This is a genomic window from Streptomyces sp. NPDC059718 (genome assembly GCF_042733315.1).
GTDB lineage: Bacteria > Actinomycetota > Actinomycetes > Streptomycetales > Streptomycetaceae > Actinacidiphila.
The window spans coordinates 56556-77211 of the sequence record NZ_JBHWGA010000008.1 but is presented as its reverse complement, the minus strand read 5'-3'; the positions used below and the strand labels follow the sequence as shown (position 1 = coordinate 77211).

Here is a 20656-nt window from a genome sequence, read left to right as displayed (position 1 = left end):
CTCTAGCTATATAGAGTTATCCGCATGACGCGGTCCCGACGCCCCTCGGCGCAGACCATCGCGGTGGTGCTGGCGCTGGCCGAAACCCCGACCGACTGGCGGTACGGCTACGAACTGTGCCGCATGCTCGACATCCGGGCCGGGTCGATGTACCCGATCCTGATCCGGCTGGCCGACCGCGGACAGCTGGAGACCACATGGGAGTCCGACGCACCGGCCGGACGGCCCCCGCGGCACCTGTACCGCCTCACGGGAGCCGGCTTGGCGCTGGCCGCCCAACTCGCCGAGCAGGAACGCGACACCGTCACCGAACGGTCCGGGCTGCGTCTGGGGTGGGAGGGCGGATGAACCGCACGGGTTGGCTGGGCGCGGCGCTGGTGTGCGCCGCCGTCGACGCGGCCTACGTCCTGCTGCTGAGCCGCAGCAGCCCGCCGGCGCCGGAGGAGGACCTCCTGTCGTACGCCGTGACCTCGGTCGTCCTGGCGGCGCCCGCGGCATCGGCCGGTGCGCTGCTCTGGGCCGCCTGGTGGCGCACGTCCGGTGTCCGGTTGGCCGCCATGGACGCCCCGGCGCGGCTGCTGACGGCGGCGGTCGCGACGCTGCCGGCCGACCGCCGCGACTGGGGTGCGGCGATGACCGCCGAGCTGGCGCAGGTGCCGGACCGCCGGGAGCGCTGGTCGTTCGCGACCGGGTGTGCCCGTACCGCGCTGTTCCCGCCGCGCGGGCACCGCGCGGCGGTGCTCGCGGCGGCGGCGCTGGCCACGGCGCTGGTCGCCGGCACCGGACCGGTGGTCGGTCGCGCACTGCCCGAACTGCGTCTCTTCGCGGTGACGTTCGTCGGCCTGGCCGGCGCCCTGGCCACCGTCGCCGTCTCCCGTGCCCGGCGACTGCGCCGCCCGGCGCCCGGTCTGCCCACCGCGGTCGCGGGCCTGCTGGGCGTGGCCGCGTGCGTCGCCGTCACGGCCTACTCCCTGGGCACGGACACCTCCGTCGTGCTGGCTCCCTCAGCCGCCGTCACCCTGGCGGTGCTGCTGGCCGCGGGCCTGTGGCTCGCGCTCGTTCCGCCGCGGGCACTGACCACCAGCCGCCGTGCCCGTCGCACCGGCCTCGGCGTCGGGGTGGCGGTCGCCGGCGGACTCCTCCTCTCCGCCCACCTCAACGACATCGCCTCCGGCGACAGCCTCGGCCTCTACCTGCTCGCCGTCCCGGTCCTGGCCCTCTTCCTGGCCTCGCTGTTCGTCGCGGCCGCCGACGGCTCGTTCCGGGCCGGACTGCAGGCCGCGGTGTGGGCGGTCGCGGCCACCTGCCTCCCGGCCTTCACCGTCTACGTCACGGAGGCGTTCCGCTACCAGCGGGCCGGGGTGCACCCCATCGACGGCGACCCGGTCTCCGGCCCGATCGGCCTGGGCCTGCACGAGGCCATCGGCTGGGTGCTCCTCTACGTACCGCTGGCGGCCCTCCCCCTCGCGGTCTTCGGGGCAGCCCTCGGCGCCGCCGTCAGCAGCCCTCCCGCCGGCGCCACGCCGCCGCCGAACTGGCGGCGGTGACAGCGGTCACGCCGATCCAGGTGCCCCACGGTCACCCGGCCGGACCGGCCGTGATGCGGGCCGGCCACGGCGTGGTCAGGCTTGCCGGTGGCAGTGAGGGGCGTGCCGTGCGCGCGGCTCGCGTCCGGCGATCGGAGGGATGATGGCCGGCAGCGTCCAGTCCCGTCGGGAGTGGATCGCCGGTGGTGGCCGGCGGCGCCTCCCGGGGTTCGGCCACGTCGTGTTCGTACGGCAGGACGGGCCGCCCGGGGGCCCTCCCGTGACGCTGCTGCACGGGTTCCCCTCCTCCTCGCACGACTGGGCGGCCGTCGTGCCGCACCTCGCGGCGGGGGGTCACCGTGTGACCACGGTGGACTTCCTCGGACTCGGCGAGAGCGACAAGCCCTACCCGCACACCTACTCCCTGCTCGAACAGGCCGACCTCGTCGAGGCGGTCTGGGCGCTGGACGGCCACGCGACCACCGCTCTGGTCGCCCACGACTACGGGGTCTCCGTCGCCCAGGAGCTCCTGGCCCGCGACCCGCACCGGGTCACGTCGATGACCTGGCTCAACGGAGGCATCTTCCCCGACCTCCATCACCCCACCCCCGAACAGCAGGCACTCCACGGCCCGCACGGGCCGGACCTGGCCGAGCACGTGGACGAGGGGAAGTTCACGGCGTCAGTGACGCGTCTGACAGGACGCCCCCTGCCGGACGCGGTGCTGCACGACATGTGGGTCGGGACGCGGTCGCGCGACGGCCTCAGAGTCCTGCCGGGCCTCCTGCGGTACATGGACGAACGGAAGGTGCACGCCGCTCGATGGACGGAGGCGCTGCGCACGTGTGAGGACGAGCAGCAGTTCATCTGGGGCCCGGCGGACCCCATCAGCGGGGCCCATGTGATCCCGCGCATCGCGGCGTTCGTCCCGCGCTCCAAGCTGACCGTTCTCGACGACGCGCCCGCGGTGGGGCACTTCCCCCAGGTCGAGGCGCCCGAACTGGTCGTCCCCCTCCTGGCCGACTGGCTCGGCGGCTCGCCGGGCTGACCAGGGCCTCAGGGCCGCCAGACGTCGCGTGGTGGTTCGGGGGCGGCCTCGGTGAGTTCCGGCTCCAGGCCTTGCGAGGGGGCGGTGCGGGGGCGTCCGGTCTCGGCGCGCCAGGTCTCGAAGACGAGGGTGGTGGCGGTGACCACGACCAGGCCCAGCAGCCAGCCGCCCAGGACGTCGCTGACCCAGTGGACGCCGAGGGCCACCCGGGTGCAGCCGACGCCGAGCACCGTGATCCCGGCGAGGGCCCACGGCAGCGGGCGCCACGCCTTGGGCACCAGGGGGAGCAGGGCGAGCAGCAGGACGGCGCAGGAGGTGGTGGCCGTCATGGCGTGGCCGGACGGGAAGGAGAACCCGGGGGCCTGGGCGACCGGGTCCGGCAGATGGGGGCGGGCGCGTTCGACGGCGTTCTTGGCGAGCAGCCCCGTCGTGGCTCCGGCGACCGCGGTGACCCCGGCCCAGGCCGCCAGGCGCCAGGCCCGGCGGGTCAGCAGCCACACCACCAGTACGGCCACCAGCGCGCGCAGCGTCGCCGGGTCCCAGACGACGTCGGTGAGGAAGCGGAGCACGCGCACCAGGCCCGGATGCTGCAGGGCGGCGCGGTGCAGGTGGTCGGCGGCGCCCTGGTCCAGGCGGCGCAGCGGGGGCCATCCGGATTCCACCAGCAGTACGGCGAGGGCGAAGGGCACCGCCATGACGGCTGTGGCGGCCGCCGCGGCCGCCAGCCGGGCGCCCAGACGTGCGTCGGGTCCTGGATGCGAGGGGTGCGAGGGGTGGTACGGGATGCGCATGGGCGCGGCCTCCTTCGCCGGTCGGGTGTCACACGCCCGGGTCGTCGGCGGCGGGCTGCCGGACCCCGGCGCGTACCGCCTCCAGTTGCGCGGCGAACGCCAGGCCGAGGAAGAGCGCGACCGAGGTGAGATAGGACCACAGCAGGAGCGCGACGAAGGCGCTGAGCGGCCCGTACATGCTGGTGAAGGAGCCGCTCGCCCCGACGTACAGGCTCAGCGCCCAGGTCGACACGCTCCACAGCACCAGGTACACCGTCGCCCCGAAGGCGAGCCAGGTGTAGCCGGGCTGGGCGCGGCGGGGTGAACGGCGGAAGATCGCGCTGGTGGCGAGCACGGCGAGGAGTGTCCCGAGCGGCCAGCGCAGGACGTCCCAGGCTTGCGTGGTGGCGGCGTCCAGGTGGTAAACGTGCGCCAGGGCCCGCGTCAGATGCCCTCCCAGGACGGTGAGGACGAAGCTGAGGCCCAGCGGCATGCCCGCCAGCACGGCCATCACCAGCCCGCGGCTGTACTTCTGCAGGAAGGGGCGGTCGCGCTCCACGCCGTAGATGCGGTTGGCGCCGCGTTCGACCTGGCACAGGCCGGTGGTGACGTTGACGACCGAGAACAGCAGCCCCAGCCACAGGGCCGCCTGCCCGCCGCCGTCGCCCTGCCGGTGGCTCTGCCGCAGGGCGTCGTCGATCACCTCCTGGCTCGGTCCGCCGGCCATCCGGCGGACGGTCAGTTCGGCGACGCGGCCGATGTCGTCGGTGTGCAGGACGCTCGACAGGCCGATCACGGCGATGGCGAAGGGGACGATCGACAGGACCGTCTGCAGGGCCAGCGCGCGGGAGTGGCTGAAGCCGTCGGCGTAGCGGAACCGCACGAAGGAGTCGCGCAGCAGGCTCCAGCCACCGTACCGGCGCAGAGCGGCCCAGGCCTCGTCGCCGGACAGTTCGGCACCTTGGACGTCGCGTCGTTGCGGGACGCGGGTGGCTGTGCCCATCGTTCTCCTGACCGGTACGGCCGCAGGGTGGCGGCGGGGGTCTCAGCCGCCGGAGGTGACGGCGCGGTCGTCGTGCCGTGGGGCACGCGCGGTGGCGGATACGGCGGTGGGGGCGGGCAGGCGGACGGCCAGCGCCCCCGGCTGCACCTCGACGGTGAGCCGGGTGCCGTCGGCGACGACGTCCCCGTCGAGTTCCCGTGCCTGGGGCGTGGCGAAGCCGATGTCGATCCGCCGGGCCTGGAAGTACTCCAGCGCCCCGCGGGCCACGGGCGCGCTGTCGCCGCCGCGGCGCCCCGGGCGGTGCGGCAGCATGCGTACCGCCAGGTGCCCCGCGGTGGCCGCCCATCCCGTCAGGCCGCGGGGGTTGAGGAGCACGAGGTCCAGGCATCCGCTGTCGGGGCGTGCCCGGGGCAGCAGCGGCAGGCCGCCCTGGAGGACGCCGACGTTGCCGATGAGGACCATCCGTGCCCTGCGCGGCAGTTCCGGGCCGCCGTCCAGACGGATCGCCAGGTGCATGCGCGGGTCGGTGAGATGGCCGAACCCCGACAGGACGTAGGCGCTCCAGCCCAGGCGCGCCTTGAGCCGGACGGAGGCGTCACGGACCATGGCGGCGTCGAAGCCGGCGCCCGCCATGACGGTGAAGCAGGTCGCGGGCAGCCCGTCGCCGTGCACCCGCCCCACGTCGATGCGGGTGGTCCGCCCGGTCAGTGCCTGCTCCAGGGCCACGGCCGGGTCCATGGGCAGGTGGAGGTTGCGGGCCAGCAGGTTGCCGGTGCCGCAGGGCACGATGGCCATGGCGGTGTCCGTGCCCAGCAGGGGCCCGGCGCAGGCGCGTACGGTGCCGTCACCACCGCACACCACGACCAGCGCGGTGCCGGGTACCGCGGCCAGTGCCGCGAGTTCACCGCTGGGGTGCTCCGCCGTGGTGAGGGTCCACCGCTGGTCGGTGTAGCCGTGGCGGTCCAGGACGGCACGCACCTCGTCGGCCATTTCACCGGCGCAGGCATGAGGGTTCCGGACGACGACGGCCCGGCGCCCGGCGCCGCCACGGGAGCGGGGGCCGGGCGTCCGTCCCGGCCGTCCGCCAGCCGGCGGCAGGGCGCGGGCCATCACGAACAGGGTGCAGGCGCCGTTGAGGAGACCCCCGATGACGTCACTGGGGTGGTGCATGCCCGCGTACAGCCGCGACACCGCCACCGCGGCCGGGACGCACAGCATCAGGACGACCGCCGGCAGCCGCCACGGACGGCGCTGCCCACGCGCCGCGAGCATGGCCAGACCCCCGTACAGGGCGAGTGCGGCCCCCGCATGCCCGGAGGGGAAACTCGAGGTCGGCGGCGCGAGCTCCAGGTGCGGCACGTCCGGGCGGGGCCGTTCCACGCACACGGTGACGAGGACGAAGACCGCCGACTGGGCCGCCACCGCCCCGGCCAGGAAGTACGCCTCGGCCCGCCGCGCGGTACGCGGCAGTACGAGCAGCGCCACCACGCACAGCAGCGCCACGGCGATCACGCCCTGCGTACCCGCGACCAGTGACAGCCCCTGCGCCGCGGTGACGCCCGCGCCGGTGCGGTGCGCGGCCAGGGACCGGACGACGCCGTCCTCCGCCGACAGCGGCCACCGGTCCGCCAGGGGGCCGGTCACCAGCGCTCCGAACGCCACCAGCAGCCCCCACTGCACGGGCAGCAGCAGCAACCACCGCAGCCGTGGCGGGACTGCGCCGCTATCGATCCTCATGGCTGCCGTCTTACCCGTCCGGCCCAGGTGACGCGTGACCGACGACGTCGACGGCCCGGCTCAGGTCACCTCAGGGCACCTCGGAAGCCGGGCCGCGGGCGTACTGATCACCCATCAGCGCCCGGCGCATCTCCCGTGCCACGTCGTCGCGCCCCGCCTTCCGGAGCCCCGTCCTGCGCGTCATCGCCTCCAGGTCGAGCTGGAGCGGGGACGGCGGCACGGTGAGGACCGGGCACGAGGCGTGGGCGAGGCAGTGGCGGGCGACCGGGGAGTGCCACGGACCCAGCCTCTGCCTCCGTCCCGCGCCGAGGACCAGCAGGTCGCCCTCCCGCTGAGCGATCTTGACGAGGGTCTCGCCCGGGCGGCCCGAGATCGCCAGACCGTCGATGTGGAGATCGTCGGCGGTGGCGGCGAAGACGTCGTTCAGTGTGGCGGTCAGGAGCCGCGCCGCCGCGTTCCGGGCCGAGGTCGACACCGGCCCGGAACTCCAGGGCGGCGCGCCCGCCTCGGTCCGGGTCCACACCAGTACGGCGAGCAGCCTGCGCCCGGTGAGGCGGGCCTCGGCGCCCGCGCGCTGCAGCGCGACCAGGCTGTTGAGGGAGCCGCTGACGCCGACCACGACCCGCTGTTGTGCCGGCCCTTCCATCGAAACTCCGTCCTCCTGGTCGGATCGCACCTGTCCACGGAGACGACGACGTGTCGGCGCGGTGTGTGATGTAGCGCCGCTCACACGCGTCGACCTGTGACAGCCGTCACCTCACGCCCGGCTGAAGTGCCTCGTCATTCCGGTGAGGTACGGCCCCAGGGCGTGTGCCTTTCGTCCGCGCGACTCCTCCCGGGCCCGGGGCTCCCGAGGAGACGCGCGTCCCACTTCGCTTCGACGGAAGGAAAGAGATGCCCGACGCTCTTGACGCGGACCACCGGCCCGCGGACGTCAGGATCGGCATGACCGCGCAGCCGGGAGCCGGCCGATGACGACCCGGCTGCGACAGGCCACGCCCGGCGTACCCGGTGCCGCCCGTCGAAGCGGCCACCCGGGGCTCGCGCTGTTCATCATCGCCGCGTGCCAGCTGATGATCGTGCTCGACAGCACCATCGTGAACGTCGCCCTGCCGAACATCCAGCGCTCGCTCGGCTTCTCCACGACCGACCTCTCCTGGGTGCTGAGCGCCTACACGCTGACCTTCGGCGGACTGCTGCTGCTCGGCGGCAGGGCGGGTGACATCCTCGGGCGCCGGCGCGTGTTCACCACGGGCATCGTGCTCTTCACCCTGGCGTCCCTGCTGGGAGGCCTCGCGCAGGAGCCCTGGCAGCTCCTGGCGGCGCGCGCCCTGCAGGGCGTCGGCGGCGCCATCGCCTCCCCCACGTCGCTCGCGCTCATCACCACGAACTTCGCCGAGGGGCCCGAACGCAACCGGGCCATGGGCGTGTTCGCGGGCGTCTCGGGCGCCGGTGCGGCCGTCGGGCTGCTGGCGGGCGGCATGCTCACCGAGTGGCTCGACTGGCGCTGGGTGCTGTTCGTGAACGTCCCGATCGGGCTCCTCGTCGCGGTGCTCGCTCCCGTCTACATCAACGAGTCCCGGCGGCACCCCGGCCACTTCGACGTCGCCGGCGCCGCGACGTCGACCCTCGGGATGGCGTCGCTCGTCTACGGCTTCATCCGGGCCTCCGGCGACGGATGGAGCGATCCGCTCACCGTCACCGCCTTCGCGGCGGCCGCGGTGCTCCTCGCGGCGTTCGTGCTCGTCGAGTCCCGTGCCGCGCAGCCCATCATCCCGCTGCGCATGTTCGGGGACCGCAACCGCGTCGGCTCGTACGTCGTCATCCTCTGCCTGGCGGGCGCGATGTACGGGATGTTCTTCTTCATCGTGCAGTTCTTCCAGATCGTGCTCGGCTACAGCCCGATCCGCTCCGGTCTGGCGTCGCTGACCTTCACCGCGGCGCTGGTCGTCGCGGTCGGGATCACCCAGCGGCTGCTGCCCGTCCTCGGCCCCAAGCCGTTCGTGGTGATGGGCTCGGCCCTGTCGATCGTCGGGCTGGGCTGGCTGACGTTCATCAGTCCCGGCACCACATACGTGGGAGGCGTGATGGGGCCGCTGTTCCTCTTCGGCGCCGGCATCGGCCTCAACTTCGTGACGCTCACCCTCACCAGCGTCTCGGGCGTCGCGCAGCACGAGGCCGGAGCCGCCTCCGGCGTGCTCAACGCCTCACAGCAGGTCGGAGGTTCGCTGGGGCTGTCCATCATGGTGACCGTCTTCGGAACCGCGAGCCGCGACGAGGCGGAACACCAGCTGCCGTCCTTCCTGGCACAGGCCACCGCCGCGGACCAGGCCCAGGTGGCCCGGACCGGCCAGCTGCCCGGCCGCTGGGGGCACGAGGTGCTGACCGGTGGCATCTCCTCGGCGTTCCTGACCTCCGCGGCCATGGCGGCCGTCGCGCTGCTGGTCGCACTGCTGCTGATCCGGGTCCGCAGGAGCGACCTGGAGAACCTCAGCGGCAAGGCGGCGGCCGCGGGCACGGGGCTGTAACGGAAGGGCGCGATCGCCCGGGACCGGCCGTACGGGCGGCCCCGGGCGGTCGACGCGACCGGGCCTTCGATCGGAAGACGATTCGGACGCACGCCTGCGTATCTCGGACTGGACGGAGCTGGACACATCCAGCCCGTACGGATAAGGAAGGACCCACGTCGCGACAGCGGCGGGAACGAGGGAAGGCGGAGCAGGGGCCGTGACAGGTGGGCACGAGGTTCACGAGGCAACCCGCGGCCCGCAACCGCTGTCGACACGTGCCCTGACCCGCGAGGCCGGGCAGGCACGGCGACTCCTTGCGGCCGGGGAGTGGTGCCCCGCCCCGGCGGACTCCGCAGCGGCCGCGGACGTCCTGGACCGTCTTGCGGCGCCGCTCCCGGCCCGGCGGCAAGCGACCGCCCGGACCGTCGCCACGGACCGGGACCGGCGGCTCCAACGGGTCCTGCGCACCACCCTCCACCACCTCGACGCGGGCGCCGTCAGCCCGCGCGCGGCCGCCCTCCTCGCCGCCGTCGCCCGGGCCTTCGCGCCCTGGTACGCCACCCCGAACCCACCAGTGGCAGCGGCCGCGCCCGGATACGGGCCCCCTGCGGGGACGGCAGGCGGCCGGACCCCGCCGGCGACCGACCCGGGCGAGGCCCTGCTCCCCGAACTGATCGAACTGTTCGCCACTCTGGCCTCGGCGGGCCCGCCCGGGACCGCCCCGCGCACGCCACCGGTCCGGCCCTGGCAGGTCCGGTACGCGGGCCGCTTCCGACGTCACGGCAGACCCGCCGCCGGGGTGTGGACGGCCGAGACCGTCGGCTGCCCGGTGTGCGGAGGCCGGGACGGCCCGTGGACGGTGACCTGCGACTGGCGCCTGATACGGCTGGGCTGCCCGTGCGGGGCGACGACCCACGAGCACGGCCTCGCCTTCTCCGAAGTCTGGCTCCTCCTACCGGACGTGTGACCGGGTGGGGCGTCCCGGCCGGGCCGTGCACCCGGCGCCGCTCGGTTCCCGCCGCCGGTGGGTCCGGGTCAGTGGGCGGGGGCGAAGGCGGCCTGCGCCCAGTCGGCGAAGCCGGTCCAGGCGATCTCCGGATGCGCCGCGTGCAGTGCGGGGACGTCGACGCGGTAGCCGGGGCCGTTGAGGAAGGTCCACATCGCGTGCATGTCCGGGTTCGCGATGGCCTCCAGCGGTACGCGCTCGTACCGGACGTCCCGGCCCAGGGCCGCGCGCAGGGCGTCCGCCATCTGCGCGGGCGTGGGTGCGTCGCTGGCCAGCTCGATACGCCGCCCCAGGTAGGGCCCGGGGTTGAGCAGCACCTCGGCCGCGAATGCGCCGTGGTCGGAACGGGCGAGCTGCTGCAGCGGCCTGTCGGAGGGCAGCGGCAGGTCGAGCACCCCACTGCGGATGCGCTCCGCGCCGCCGAGCGCGTTGTCGTAGAAGTACGTCGGCCCCAGGATCGTGTGGGGCACATCGCCGGAGGCCAGCTCGGCCTCGATGCGGGCCTTGCTGTCGAAGTGGGGCACGCCGCTCCCCTGGTCGGCCCCGGCCACCGAGCTGAACACCAGATGCGGTACCCGCGTCTCGCCGGCGGCGGCCAGGATGGCCCGCCCCTGGGCCACCTCGGCGTCCACGCCGGCCTCGAAGGGCGTCGTGAACGCGAAGACCCCCGCCACCCCGTCCATCGCCGCGGCGAGGGAACCGCCGTCATTCAGTGACCCCGCCACCACGGTGACGCCCCGATCGGCCAGCCGCCGCGCGGCCTCCCGCTCTGGGTCCCGCACCATCGCCCGCACCCTGGCCCCGCGGTCCAGCAACGCGTCGGTCACGGCCCTGCCCTGTCCGCCGGTTGCGGCAAGCACCAGGATCGGCTCATCAACCATCGGGAAACTCCTTTTTCATGGCCGCAGGGCAATGAACGCCAATGCGCAGTATCCGGCCGCGGCACATGCACACGCGCGGCAACACGGACGCATCGGGCCCATCCACGGGGTGAACTTCAGGCCGGGATGTGCACGATCAACGGGCGCCGGGCATGGGCCTTTCCACGGCCGTTCCCCGTGGTCACGAACGTCCTTCGCCCCCATGACCCATCCCTCGGGGAATGTGTGACACCCCCGGATCGCGCTGGACGCCGTCCCTGTTGCGCCACGCGTGCAGCTTGTCCGGGTGCATCATGAGCCAGATCCGGCCGATGCGGCCCTCCTCGGTGAGGTCGATCCCGACGACCGCCGCCGTCACGCCGTCCATGCGCCCGACGAGGCCCGGGCGGCCGCTGACGTCCTCCACGCGGAAGGAGACTCCCGGCTCCTTCCGCAGGACGCCGAGGAAGAGGCGCGCGATCCTGTCGGCTCCGGCCACGGGCCGCAGGGCGGTCCTGACCCTTCCTCCGCCGTCGGCGGTCGCGGTCGCGTTCGCGTCGAGGAGTTCCACGAGCGTGTCGAGATCGCCGGTCTCACAGGCGTGCTTGAACGCCGACACGACGTCCCGGTGCCGTGAGCTGCGGATCGCCGGGGGCTCGGCCGCTCTGAGGCGGCGACGGGCGGACGTGGCGAGCTGACGGCAGGCCGCGGGGGAACGCCCCACCGTCTCCGCGATCTCCGTGAAGGGCACCCCGAAGATGTCGTGCAGGATGAACGCGACGCGTTCCGCCGGGGTGACGGAGTCCAGGACGACCAGCACCCCCATGGTGACGGATTCGTCCAGGCTGATCTGGTCCGCCGGATCGGCACCGGCCGCGGCCGGGCCCACCGCGTCCCCCGCGGATCCGGGCAGCGGTTCGGGCAGCCACTCCCCCACGTACCTCTCGCGTCGCACCCGGGCCGAGGACAGGTGGTCCAGGCAGATCCGGCCGGCCACCCGCACCAACCACGCCATGGGCGACCTGATGGCGCGCTGGTCGTCCTCCGAGAGGGCGTACCAGCGCATGTAGGTCTCCTGGACGACGTCCTCGGCGTCGTACGACGACCCCAGCATGCGGAACGCCAGGTTCAGCAGCACCCGGCGTTCGCCGAAGACGGCGCCCAGCGAGTGGCCGGCGGCTTCGGGCAGGGGTGCGTCAGACATCCCGCCGCCTCTGCCTCCGGGTCCGGCCGTCACGTGCGGGGCGGCTCGCGGCCGCCTCATGGACGGTGTCCTTCGCTGGTCCGATCGGCATGCCTCTACGACGAGACCGCGCCCGCGTATGTGAGGCGCCGGCGCCGCCGCCCGCCCGCGGACCCGTGTCCTACGTCACCTCACATCCGCGGGACCCCGGCCGTCGTGAGGTACGACCCATCCGACGCGTGAAGCGCGCACGCAGTCCCGAGAGAAGCCCAAGGTGACGATCACCCACACCAGAGACCGACAACAGGCGCCCCGGGGGGAGCGGCTGGCCGACTGGGCGGACGGACGGCTCGGCATCCACACCCTCGCCAGGGCCCACATGCGCAAGATCTTCCCCGACCACTGGTCGTTCATGCTGGGCGAGATCTGTCTCCACAGCTTCGTCGTGCTGGTCCTGACGGGCGTCTACCTGACGCTCTTCTTCCACCCCTCGATGAACACGGTGGTCTACGACGGCAGCTACGCCCCCCTGGGCGGCGTCACCATGTCGGAGGCCTACTCCTCCACGCTGGACATCTCGTTCGACGTGCGCGGGGGCCTGCTCGTGCGCCAGATGCACCACTGGGCGGCCATCGTCTTCGTCGCGGCCATGTTCGTCCACATGATGCGCCACTTCTTCACGGGCTCCTACCGCAAGCCCCGGGAGGTGAACTGGCTCTTCGGCTGGGCGCTGCTCGTACTCGGCATGTTCGAGGGCTTCATCGGCTACTCGCTGCCGGACGACCTGCTGTCGGGCACGGGACTGCGCTTCCTCCAGGGCGCCGTCCTGTCGGTCCCGGTCGTGGGAACGTACCTGTCCCTGTTCCTCTTCGGCGGTGAGTTCCCGGGCGGGGAGATCGTCCCGCGCCTCTACTCCGCGCACATCCTGCTGCTGCCCGGGATCTTCATCGCCCTGATCGCGGCCCATCTGATCCTGCTCTTCTACCACAAGCACACCCAATGGCCCGGCCCCGGACGGAAGGAGGGCAACGCCGTGGGCATGCCGCTGCTGCCGGTCTACGTCGCCAAGGCGGGCGGCTTCCTCTTCCTCGTGGCGGGCGTGCTGGCCGCACTCTCCGCCGTCGCGGCCGTCAACCCCGTGTGGAACTACGGGCCCTACCGTCCGGACCAGGTCTCGACCGGCGCCCAGCCGGACTGGTACATGGGGTTCGCCGAGGGCCTCGTCCGCGTCATGCCGGGGTGGGAGGTCCACTTCGCGGGCCACACCCTGGTGCTCGGTGTGCTCATCCCCCTGCTGGTGTTCCCCGCCGTCCTGGTGGCCATCGGCGCGTACCCGTTCGTCGAGGCCTGGGTCACCGGGGACCGGCGCGAGCACCACCTGCTGGACCGCCCCCGCAACCGCCCGGTGCGCACGGGGCTCGGCGTCGCCTGGCTGAGCCTCTACTTCTGCCTGCTGGCCGGCGGCGGCAACGACCTCTTCGCGACCCGCTTCCACCTGTCCATCAACACGGTCACCTGGGCCGTCCGCGTCGCCGTGTTCGTCGTCCCGGTGGCCTCCTTCACCGTCACCAAACGCATCTGCCTGGGCCTCCAGCGGCGCGACAAGGACGAGCTCCTCCACGGCACCGCGACGGGGGTGATCCGCCGGCTGCCCCACGGCGAATACGTCGAGATCCACCGGCCCCCCGACGCCGCGCGGCGTCACCTCCTGGGCTCCCACGAGCAGTACCGGCCCCTGGAGCCGGGCCCCGACGAGGACCCGAACGGGCTCCCGCGCCGGCGGACCCGCCGCGAACGCCTGAGGCTGCGCCTGTCGCACGCCTTCTACGGGCCTTCGTCACAGGTGGCCAAGCCCACCGAGGAGGAGATGCGGCGCAGCATCGAGCTCTGACCGGCGGTGGTGCCACCTGACGGCCCGCCAGAACCCGACGGCCCGCAAAACCTGGGGGTTCGGCGGGCCGCCGTGAGGTCAGACCTCTGACTTCAGCACGGACGGATCAGCACAGGCGGGGATCCCTACCTCCCCGTCCTGGCGCAGATGCCCGGTGTCGACCTTTCGGGCGGCCGTCATCCTCGCCTCGCTCCTCATGTGGGCGTGATCCTTGACGCCGGTCCCTAACCGACCAGGCGGCGGCGCCAGTCCAGGGGGGTGACGGTGATGGCCCGGTCGGGGTCACTGTCCCACTCGGTGTGGAGGCCGACTGCTTCGAGGGCAGCCGCGACCTCGTGGCCGATGACTGCAGTGGTCTCGGACGAGCCGTCGAAGCCGCCGTAGAGGAGCATCAGTCCGTGGCCGGCTGCGGCGGAGTCCGTGCACTGGGTGTGGAAGTAGACGAAGCCGCGGGCGTCCGGTCCGCCTTCGCCGCCGATCTCGGACTGGCCGCAGCCGCGGCAGCAGGTGAAGTTCTCACGGGCGGTGACGCCGGCCTCCTGCAGGGCGGTGAACGCGCGGGTGAGCCGCTCAGGGTCGGTCTCGCCCTGCCATGCGGTCTGCTCCGCGACCCGCTCCCGCCACAACCGGTCGGCAAGCGCCTCCGCCTGCTCGCGTGCGACGGGCCGACGGTCCTTGGTGACCAGGTACTCCTGGGCAAGCTCGGACAGTTCGGCGCGGGAGGCACAGCCGCCGACCAGCACCTCGCGGACGCGCTTCTCCAACCCCTCTGACTGCGGACCTCCCGGGAGCCGACCAGCCCTGATCCCGGTTGGTCGTTGGCCGAGGTTCGACGACAGTCCCTAGTGCCAGACGGCCAGCTTGTCCGGGTTCAGCGTGATCCACACGTCGGTGATCCGCGAACCTGCGACGTGCAGGGTGACGACGGCGACCACCGCTCCGTCCACCCGGCAGACCAGCGCGGGGCGGTGACCGGCGTTCTCCAGGGTCATGAGGGCCGTGGACAGACGGCCCTCCTTGCGGGACGCGCCGATGAGGTAGCGGGCGGTCCTGTCCGCTCCGTGGATGGGCTTGAGCGCGGCACGGACGTGTCCGCCGCCGTCCGCCCGAGCGGTGACCTGCGGGTCCAGCAGGGCGATCAGGCGGTCGAGTTCGCCGGTCTGGCACGCCCGCTTGAACTCGCGGACCAGCCGCCGGTACTCCTGCTGATCCGCCTCGTGCCTGCGCGCGGAGGTGATACCGCGGCGGGCCGCCACGGCCAGTGCGCGGCAACTCTCGGCGCTGCGGCCGACGATGGCGGCGATCTCGACGAAGGACACCTTGAAGACGTCGTGCAGCACGAAGCTTACGCGTTGCGCCGGCGTGAGGGACTCAAGGAGGACGAGCATCCCCATGGTGACGGAATCGTCCAGGGCGACCCGGTCCGCGGGATCGTCCATGCGCCCGGACGTCCGTACGCTGCTCCACGCCGAGCTGTCCGGCAGCGGTTCTGGCAGCCACTCGCCCGTGTACCTCTCCCTGCGCACCCGGGCGGAGCCGAGGTGGTCAAGGCAGATCCGGCCGGCCACGCGGACCAGCCAGGCCGTGGGGGACCTGATGCCGGCGCGCGCCGAGGGGGACATCGCGTACCAGCGGGCGTAGGTCTCCTGGACGGCGTCCTCGGCGTCGTGCGTCGATCCGAGCATCCTGAAGGCCAGCGCCATCAGCATGGGCCGGTCCTTCAGCGCCGGGTTCGGGCGGGTGCCCGGTCGCCCCGCGTCCTTGCCCCGCATGAGCATGAGTTCCTCTGGACGAGGAGACACCTGCGCGGCGGCGCAGGGCCTCCATGAGTGTCGTGCTTCCATCGTGCAGACGGTGCCGGAAACCGGCGAGCCGTCGTGTGGGTCGGCCTCAGGCGGCGGTTCCGCTCGCCCCTCTGAGTCGCTCACGGGTGGCGCGGTGCCGCATCGCACGCCGTTCGCTCTCCGTGGTGCCGCCCCAGACGCCTTCCATGGGGCCGGTCTCCACCGCCCACTCCAGGCACCGGGCGGTGACGGGGCACCGCCGGCACACGGCCTTGGCCTCGTCGATCTGCGCCATGCCCAGGCCGCTGCCGCTGATCGGGAAGAAGAGTTCCGGATCCTCCCCGCTGCAGGCGGCGGCGTCGCGCCAATTCATGGAAGCCTCCTCATAGGTGGTCATGCCGGCTCACCGTTCGCGGCCGTCCCGCGGCCCAGGACCCGGCCCCGACCGGACGGTAAGTGCCATGTCTGGATGCTATGGACGAGCGCGCCGTGACGTCCAAGACGGATATCGGAAGGCGTCGATAGACACAGCCTATGGTCGCGATCCGCACATCCCGTGAAGGCGTGCGCCTCCACATAGGTACGACGACGCAGGCCGCCGGAATGTGACGTACGGGCCCCGACCGGGCTCGTCGACGGGGAATTACAGGGCGCATTGGAGGTCGGGGCCACGACACGGCCGCAGAATTGTCCTAGGGATATGTCATGAAATTGGACCACACTCCTGCGCGTCCGCCTGCGTAGCCTTGCGGGCATGGACGTGTACGGACCCCCACCCACGAATCACGAACGCCCCACGGCGGGCTGACGCACCGCACCTCGGGGGGCAGAGAAGGAATGATCGATGGCCAGCACCTCTGACACGGCGATATCCGAAGCGCACGGGGCCTCCGCGCCGGGCGGCGCCGCGACGGCCCTCCTCGACGCTGAGGGAACCGTGGCCGGTTGGTCGCAGGCCGCCCAGCGGCTCGTCGGCTACTCGGCCGCGGAAGTGGTCGGCCGGCCCGCCCTCGCGTTGCTGGCCGACGGCGACGCCCGCACGCAAGCCCTCGCGACGGAGCAGATCCGCCACCGGGGCCGCTGGTCCGGCGTCGCGCGGGTCCGTCACCGCGACGGCCACGGCATCGACGTGCGCCTGACGGCACAGTCGCTGGCCGGCCAGGACGGCCGCACCCACTGGCTCGTCTCGGCTGCCGAGAAGTCCTCGTCCCCGTCGTGGACGGCGGACGGCCCGGCGCCGGCGGAGCCGCCTCCGGCCGGAGTCGCCGTACCCGGCCGTCTGCCGATCGGCATCGCGATACGCGACACCCAGGTCCGTTGCATCTGGGTGAACGACACCCAGGGCTTCGAGAACGGCGTCCCGCCCCCGCAACTGCCGGGGAGCCCGCCGCAAGCCGTCCCCGGCGCGCAGGCGGAATCGCTCGAGGCGGTCATGCACCGGATGCTGGAGAGCGGCGACCTGGTGATCAACGGGGGCTACCAGGCTTCCGTGCCGACGCAGGCGCAGACCCAGGCGCAGACCCAGCGGGAGTCCCCCGCGACCACCTCCCTCTTCCGCCTCGACGACGCGCAGGGCCGCGCGCTGGGCGTGTGCACCGTGAATGCCGACGCCACCGACAGCCGCCGCGCACAGGAGCGTCTGAGGATCCTGGACGAGGCGGGCAAGCGCATCGGCACCACCCTGGACGTCATGCGGACGGGGCAGGAACTGGCCGACCTCGCCGTGCCGACCCTCGCGGACTACGCCACCGTCGACCTCGCGGAGTCCGTCCTGCTGGGCGACGAGCCGCCCGTCCGCCCCGGCTCCGAGGACGCCGGACGGACCCCCGCCGTCCGCCGCGCCGGCCTGGCCTCGGTCCAACCGGGGGCGCCCGAGTCGCTGTTCGCCCGGGGGGAGCCGGTCTCCGCACCGCCGGCATCGCCGTTCGCGGGCGTCCTGCGCTCCGGCAAACCCCACCTGGAGCCGGTGCTGAACGCCTCGCCCGGTACATGGCTGGACCACAACGACGCGGCACGCGCCGCCAAGGTCCGCGAGCACCGCATGCACTCGCTGATGCTCGTCCCCATCCGCGCGCGGGGCGCCGTGCTCGGTGTGGCGACGTTCATGCGGACCAGGGACCCCCGGCCGTTCGAGGACGAGGACCTGTTCCTGGCCGAGGAACTCGTCCGCAGGGCCGCCATCTCCCTGGACCAGGCCCGCCAGTACGCCCGCGAGCACTCCGCCGCCCTCGCCCTGCAGCGCCATCTGCTCCCCCGCCACGCCACGGGCGGGTCCGCCGCGGACGTGGCCTGGCGCTACCTGCCCGCCGACAGCCACCACGGCGTCGGGGGCGACTGGTTCGACGTCATCCCGCTGTCCGGCGCCCGCGTGGCGCTGGTCGTCGGCGACGTCGTCGGACACGGCATCAACGCGGCGGCGACCATGGGTCAACTGCGCACCGCCGTGCACACCCTCGCCGACCTGGACGTGCCGGCGGACGAGCTGCTGGCCGCCCTCGACAAGCAGGTCGCCCATCTCACCGAGGCGGAGGCCGGCCCGGGCGGGCCCCCGGCCGGCACGACCATGACGGCCACGTGCCTGTACGCCGTCTACGACCCGGTCACCCGGCTCTGCACGCTGGCGCGGGCCGGACATCCCCCGCCCGCGATCGTCGACCCGCACGGGGGTGTCACCTTCCTCGACCTGCCCGTGGGAGCCCCGCTCGGCCTGGGTCTGGTCCCCTTCGAGTCCGTCACCCTGGAGCTGCCCGAGGGCAGCGTGCTCGCCCTCTACACCGACGGCCTGGTCGAGGACCGTGAGCACGACATCGACGTCGGCATGGACCGCCTGGCCGCGACCCTCGCGCGACCCGGCCTCCCGCTCGAGGACCTGTGCTCGTCCGCGGTGGGCTCGCTCCCCGACGGCACACCGAACGACGACGTCACCCTGCTCCTCGCGCGGACCCGTTCCCTCAGCCCGGGCCACGTCGCGTCATGGCGCTTCCCCGGCGACGCGGCCGTCGTCAGCCGTGCCCGGTCGCTCGTCACCCGCCAGCTGGCCCGCTGGGGGCTGGACGACCTGGCCGAGTCCACGGAGCTGATCGTCAGCGAACTGGTCACCAACGCCGTCATCCACGGCGGCGGAGGCTGCGACGACGACCGGACGATCGGGCTGCGCCTGATCCGGCACGCGGTCCTGACCTGCGAGGTCTCGGACACCAGCCACAGTCACCCGCTGCTGCACCGCCCCACCGCCACCGACGAACACGGCCGCGGGCTCTTCCTCGTCGCGCAGTTGTCGCGCGCCTGGGGAGCCCGCCACGTCCCGGAGGGCAAACTCGTCTGGGTCGACCAGCAACTGCCGCCCGGGGCCGGTCCCTCACCGTGATCAAGGGTGCGACGTCACTGGCGTCCGATTTATACAAAAATGTTAGCACCTATTGCACCTTGCGGCTTATCAGCGCTACGCTGCACGGACATCCTTCAATAGCACCGGCCGGGGGCTTCCGGACGCCGCGGAGGCCACCGCCTCCGACGCCCACCGACACGTGAGGTGTCCCCAGAGCCCCCGCGCATGCGCCGAGGCCGGTGGCGAGCGGTCGCCAACTCCCGCTCCGCGAGCCGGAGCAGGACGGACGCCCCGCGCCACCACGGAACCTCGGCGGCACCGCCGACGTGCACGACGCCACCCCGTGCGTCGCTGACCGGGCCCCGCATCCAGCAGGCCCGTCCGATCGGCATCACCCTTCGCTCTGGCACCACCAGTCCCAGCGCCACCTCCACGCGCCGTGCTGCGCACGAAGCACCGCGCCCCGCACAGCAGGAGAACCACCCGTGACCCTCACCGGCGAGAACACCGTGCAGCAACTGCTGATCGACGGCATCTGGCAACAGGCCTCCGGCACGCACACCTTCACCGCACGCGACCCGTTCACCGGCGACATCGCCTCCCAGGCCGCAGCCGCCCTCTCGGCGGACGTCCTGCGGGCGGCCGATGCAGCCGACCGTGCCTTCCCCGCCTGGGCGGCGCTGCCGCCCAACGAGCGCCGCCGCATCCTGTGGGCGGCCGCCGACGCACTCGAAGCGCGAGCCGAGGAGATCTCCGAGGCGATCACCGTCGAGATGGGCGGCCCCGCCGCATGGGGCCGCTACAACACCTCGGCCCTCGCGGAGAAGTTCCGCTACGCCGCGAGCGCGGTCCACGACGGCCTCACCGGCGAGCTCATCCCCTCCGAGGCACCCGGCCGCACCTCCATCGCGATCCGCAAACCGGTCGGCGTGGTCGCCTGCATCGTCCCGTGGAACGCCCCGGCGCTGCTCGTCGGCAACTCGGTCCCGTACGCGCTGGCCGTGGGCAACACCGTCGTGATGAAGGCGTCGGAGCAGACCCCGCGCACCCACGGCCTGGTCGCCGAGTGCCTCACCGAGGCCGGGCTGCCCCACGGGGTGTACAACCTCGTCACCAACGCGCCCGAGGACGGCCCCGAAGTGGTCGACGCACTGATCGCCCATCCGGCCGTACGGCGGGTGCACTTCACCGGTTCGAGCCGGGTGGGCCGGATCATCGCGCAGCGGGCCGCCGCGCACATGAAGCAGGCGATCCTCGAACTCGGCGGCAAGGCGCCCGCCCTGGTCCTCGCCGACGCCGACCTCGACCGCGCGGTCAGCGCCACGGCCTTCGGCGCCTTCGCCAACTCCGGCCAGGCGTGCCTGTCCACGGAACGCATCCTGGTCGACCGCAGCATCGCCGAGGAGTTCACCCGGCGCCTGGCCGCCGTCGCCGCCACCGTCACCTGCGGTGACCCGCGCGACCCGCACACCGCGCTCGGCCCGGTCGTCGGACCGGACAGCATCGAGCGGCTGTCCGGGCTGGTCCTGGACGCGGTCACGGCCGGCGCGCGGCTCCTGGCCGGCGGGACGTCGGACGGTCCGTGCTTCGCGCCCACCGTGCTGGCCGACGTCACCCCGGACATGCGCGTCTACCGCGAGGAGTCCTTCGGCCCCCTCGTCGGCGTCATCGCCGTCGACGGACCCGAGGAGGCCCTGCGCGTGGCCAACGACAACGACTACGGGCTCACCTCGGCCGTCTTCACCCGGGACATCCCCCTCGCCCTCGACCTCGCCAAGCGCATCAACGCCGGCATGTGCCACATCAACGGCAGCACGCTCGACGACGAGGCGCAGATGCCCTTCGGCGGCGTCAAGAACAGCGGCTACGGCAAGTCCGGTGGGCGCGCCGGCCTGGAGGAGTTCACCGAACTCCAGTGGATCACCATCGAAGGCTCCCGGCCGCCGCGCTACCCCATCGCCGAATGACATGCACCTCTGGGCACGACACACGACCGACTCACCAGGAACG

Annotated in this window: 16 protein-coding genes and 1 pseudogene; 8 read left to right on the top strand and 9 right to left on the bottom strand. The window is 73.1% G+C overall.

Features of this window, described 5'->3' with window-relative positions:
- Positions 1-24: 24 nt before the first annotated feature.
- The 3 genes from ACFV3E_RS11770 to ACFV3E_RS11760 all read left to right on the top strand — a co-directional run bounded on the left by ACFV3E_RS11770 (position 25) and on the right by ACFV3E_RS11760 (position 2574).
- Positions 25-348 (top strand): PadR family transcriptional regulator, encoded by a 324-nt coding sequence (locus tag ACFV3E_RS11770; protein ID WP_500534520.1) that lies wholly within the window; start codon positions 25-27, stop codon positions 346-348.
- Complete coding sequence (locus tag ACFV3E_RS11765; RefSeq protein ID WP_500534519.1) at positions 345-1547, top strand: hypothetical protein; 1203 nt, start codon at positions 345-347, stop codon at positions 1545-1547. The genes ACFV3E_RS11770 and ACFV3E_RS11765 overlap by 4 nt, the downstream gene beginning before the upstream one ends.
- 259 nt (positions 1548-1806) lie before the next feature.
- Entirely contained in the window at positions 1807-2574 is a 768-nt protein-coding gene (locus ACFV3E_RS11760; protein WP_500534518.1) for an alpha/beta fold hydrolase, read from the top strand.
- Positions 2575-2582: 8 nt separating this feature from the next.
- Here the strand turns inward: ACFV3E_RS11760 and ACFV3E_RS11755 are convergent, their stop codons facing one another.
- The 4 genes from ACFV3E_RS11755 to ACFV3E_RS11740 form a co-directional block, all read right to left on the bottom strand.
- On the bottom strand, positions 2583-3365 hold the full coding sequence (locus tag ACFV3E_RS11755) for a phosphatase PAP2 family protein (protein WP_500534517.1): 783 nt from the start codon (positions 3363-3365) through the stop codon (positions 2583-2585).
- 28 nt (positions 3366-3393) lie between these two features.
- Positions 3394-4347: a YihY/virulence factor BrkB family protein gene (locus tag ACFV3E_RS11750; RefSeq protein WP_500534516.1), complete on the bottom strand. Its 954-nt coding sequence runs from the start codon at positions 4345-4347 to the stop codon at positions 3394-3396.
- Positions 4348-4389: 42 nt separating this feature from the next.
- Complete coding sequence (locus ACFV3E_RS11745; protein WP_500534515.1) at positions 4390-6084, bottom strand: bifunctional phosphatase PAP2/diacylglycerol kinase family protein; 1695 nt, start codon at positions 6082-6084, stop codon at positions 4390-4392.
- Positions 6085-6154: 70 nt separating this feature from the next.
- Positions 6155-6730, bottom strand: a complete 576-nt coding sequence (locus tag ACFV3E_RS11740) for a universal stress protein (protein ID WP_500534514.1) — start codon at positions 6728-6730, stop codon at positions 6155-6157.
- A gap of 325 nt (positions 6731-7055) precedes the next feature.
- Here ACFV3E_RS11740 and ACFV3E_RS11735 point away from each other — a divergent pair, with 325 nt between their 5' ends.
- Together ACFV3E_RS11735 and ACFV3E_RS11730 are read left to right on the top strand one after the other, a co-directional pair.
- Complete coding sequence (locus ACFV3E_RS11735; protein ID WP_500534513.1) at positions 7056-8612, top strand: MFS transporter; 1557 nt, start codon at positions 7056-7058, stop codon at positions 8610-8612.
- A 199-nt stretch (positions 8613-8811) separates the two neighbouring features.
- Positions 8812-9561: a hypothetical protein gene (locus ACFV3E_RS11730; RefSeq protein ID WP_500534512.1), complete on the top strand. Its 750-nt coding sequence runs from the start codon at positions 8812-8814 to the stop codon at positions 9559-9561.
- Between the two features lie 68 nt (positions 9562-9629).
- Here ACFV3E_RS11730 and ACFV3E_RS11725 read toward each other — a convergent pair whose 3' ends face one another.
- On the bottom strand, positions 9630-10481 hold the full coding sequence (locus ACFV3E_RS11725) for an NmrA/HSCARG family protein (protein WP_500534511.1): 852 nt from the start codon (positions 10479-10481) through the stop codon (positions 9630-9632).
- 181 nt (positions 10482-10662) lie between these two features.
- Positions 10663-11664: an RNA polymerase sigma factor SigJ gene (sigJ, locus tag ACFV3E_RS11720; protein ID WP_500534510.1), complete on the bottom strand. Its 1002-nt coding sequence runs from the start codon at positions 11662-11664 to the stop codon at positions 10663-10665.
- Between the two features lie 253 nt (positions 11665-11917).
- Here sigJ (ACFV3E_RS11720) and qcrB point away from each other — a divergent pair, with 253 nt between their 5' ends.
- A complete protein-coding gene (qcrB, locus tag ACFV3E_RS11715) occupies positions 11918-13534 on the top strand; it encodes a cytochrome bc1 complex cytochrome b subunit (RefSeq protein WP_500534509.1) in 1617 nt (538 codons plus the stop codon).
- Positions 13535-13758: 224 nt separating this feature from the next.
- Here qcrB and ACFV3E_RS11710 read toward each other — a convergent pair.
- The 3 genes and pseudogenes from ACFV3E_RS11710 to ACFV3E_RS11700 all read right to left on the bottom strand — a co-directional run.
- Positions 13759-14298 (bottom strand): annotated as a pseudogene (locus ACFV3E_RS11710) (DUF6891 domain-containing protein); the annotation flags it as partial.
- A 78-nt stretch (positions 14299-14376) separates the two neighbouring features.
- On the bottom strand, positions 14377-15306 hold the full coding sequence (gene sigJ, locus ACFV3E_RS11705) for an RNA polymerase sigma factor SigJ (protein ID WP_500534508.1): 930 nt from the start codon (positions 15304-15306) through the stop codon (positions 14377-14379).
- Between the two features lie 118 nt (positions 15307-15424).
- The gene (locus tag ACFV3E_RS11700; RefSeq protein ID WP_500534507.1) at positions 15425-15691 is read right to left on the bottom strand and encodes a WhiB family transcriptional regulator; all 267 of its coding nucleotides are present in this window, start codon (positions 15689-15691) and stop codon (positions 15425-15427) included.
- 471 nt (positions 15692-16162) lie between these two features.
- Between ACFV3E_RS11700 and ACFV3E_RS11695 the strand changes: the two genes are divergently transcribed.
- Positions 16163-18685 carry an ATP-binding SpoIIE family protein phosphatase gene (locus ACFV3E_RS11695; RefSeq protein ID WP_500534506.1) on the top strand — a complete coding sequence of 841 codons (2523 nt, stop codon included), beginning with the start codon at positions 16163-16165 and terminating at the stop codon, positions 18683-18685.
- 446 nt (positions 18686-19131) lie between these two features.
- Positions 19132-20613, top strand: a complete 1482-nt coding sequence (locus ACFV3E_RS11690) for an aldehyde dehydrogenase family protein (RefSeq protein ID WP_500534505.1) — start codon at positions 19132-19134, stop codon at positions 20611-20613.
- Positions 20614-20656: the final 43 nt, after the last annotated feature.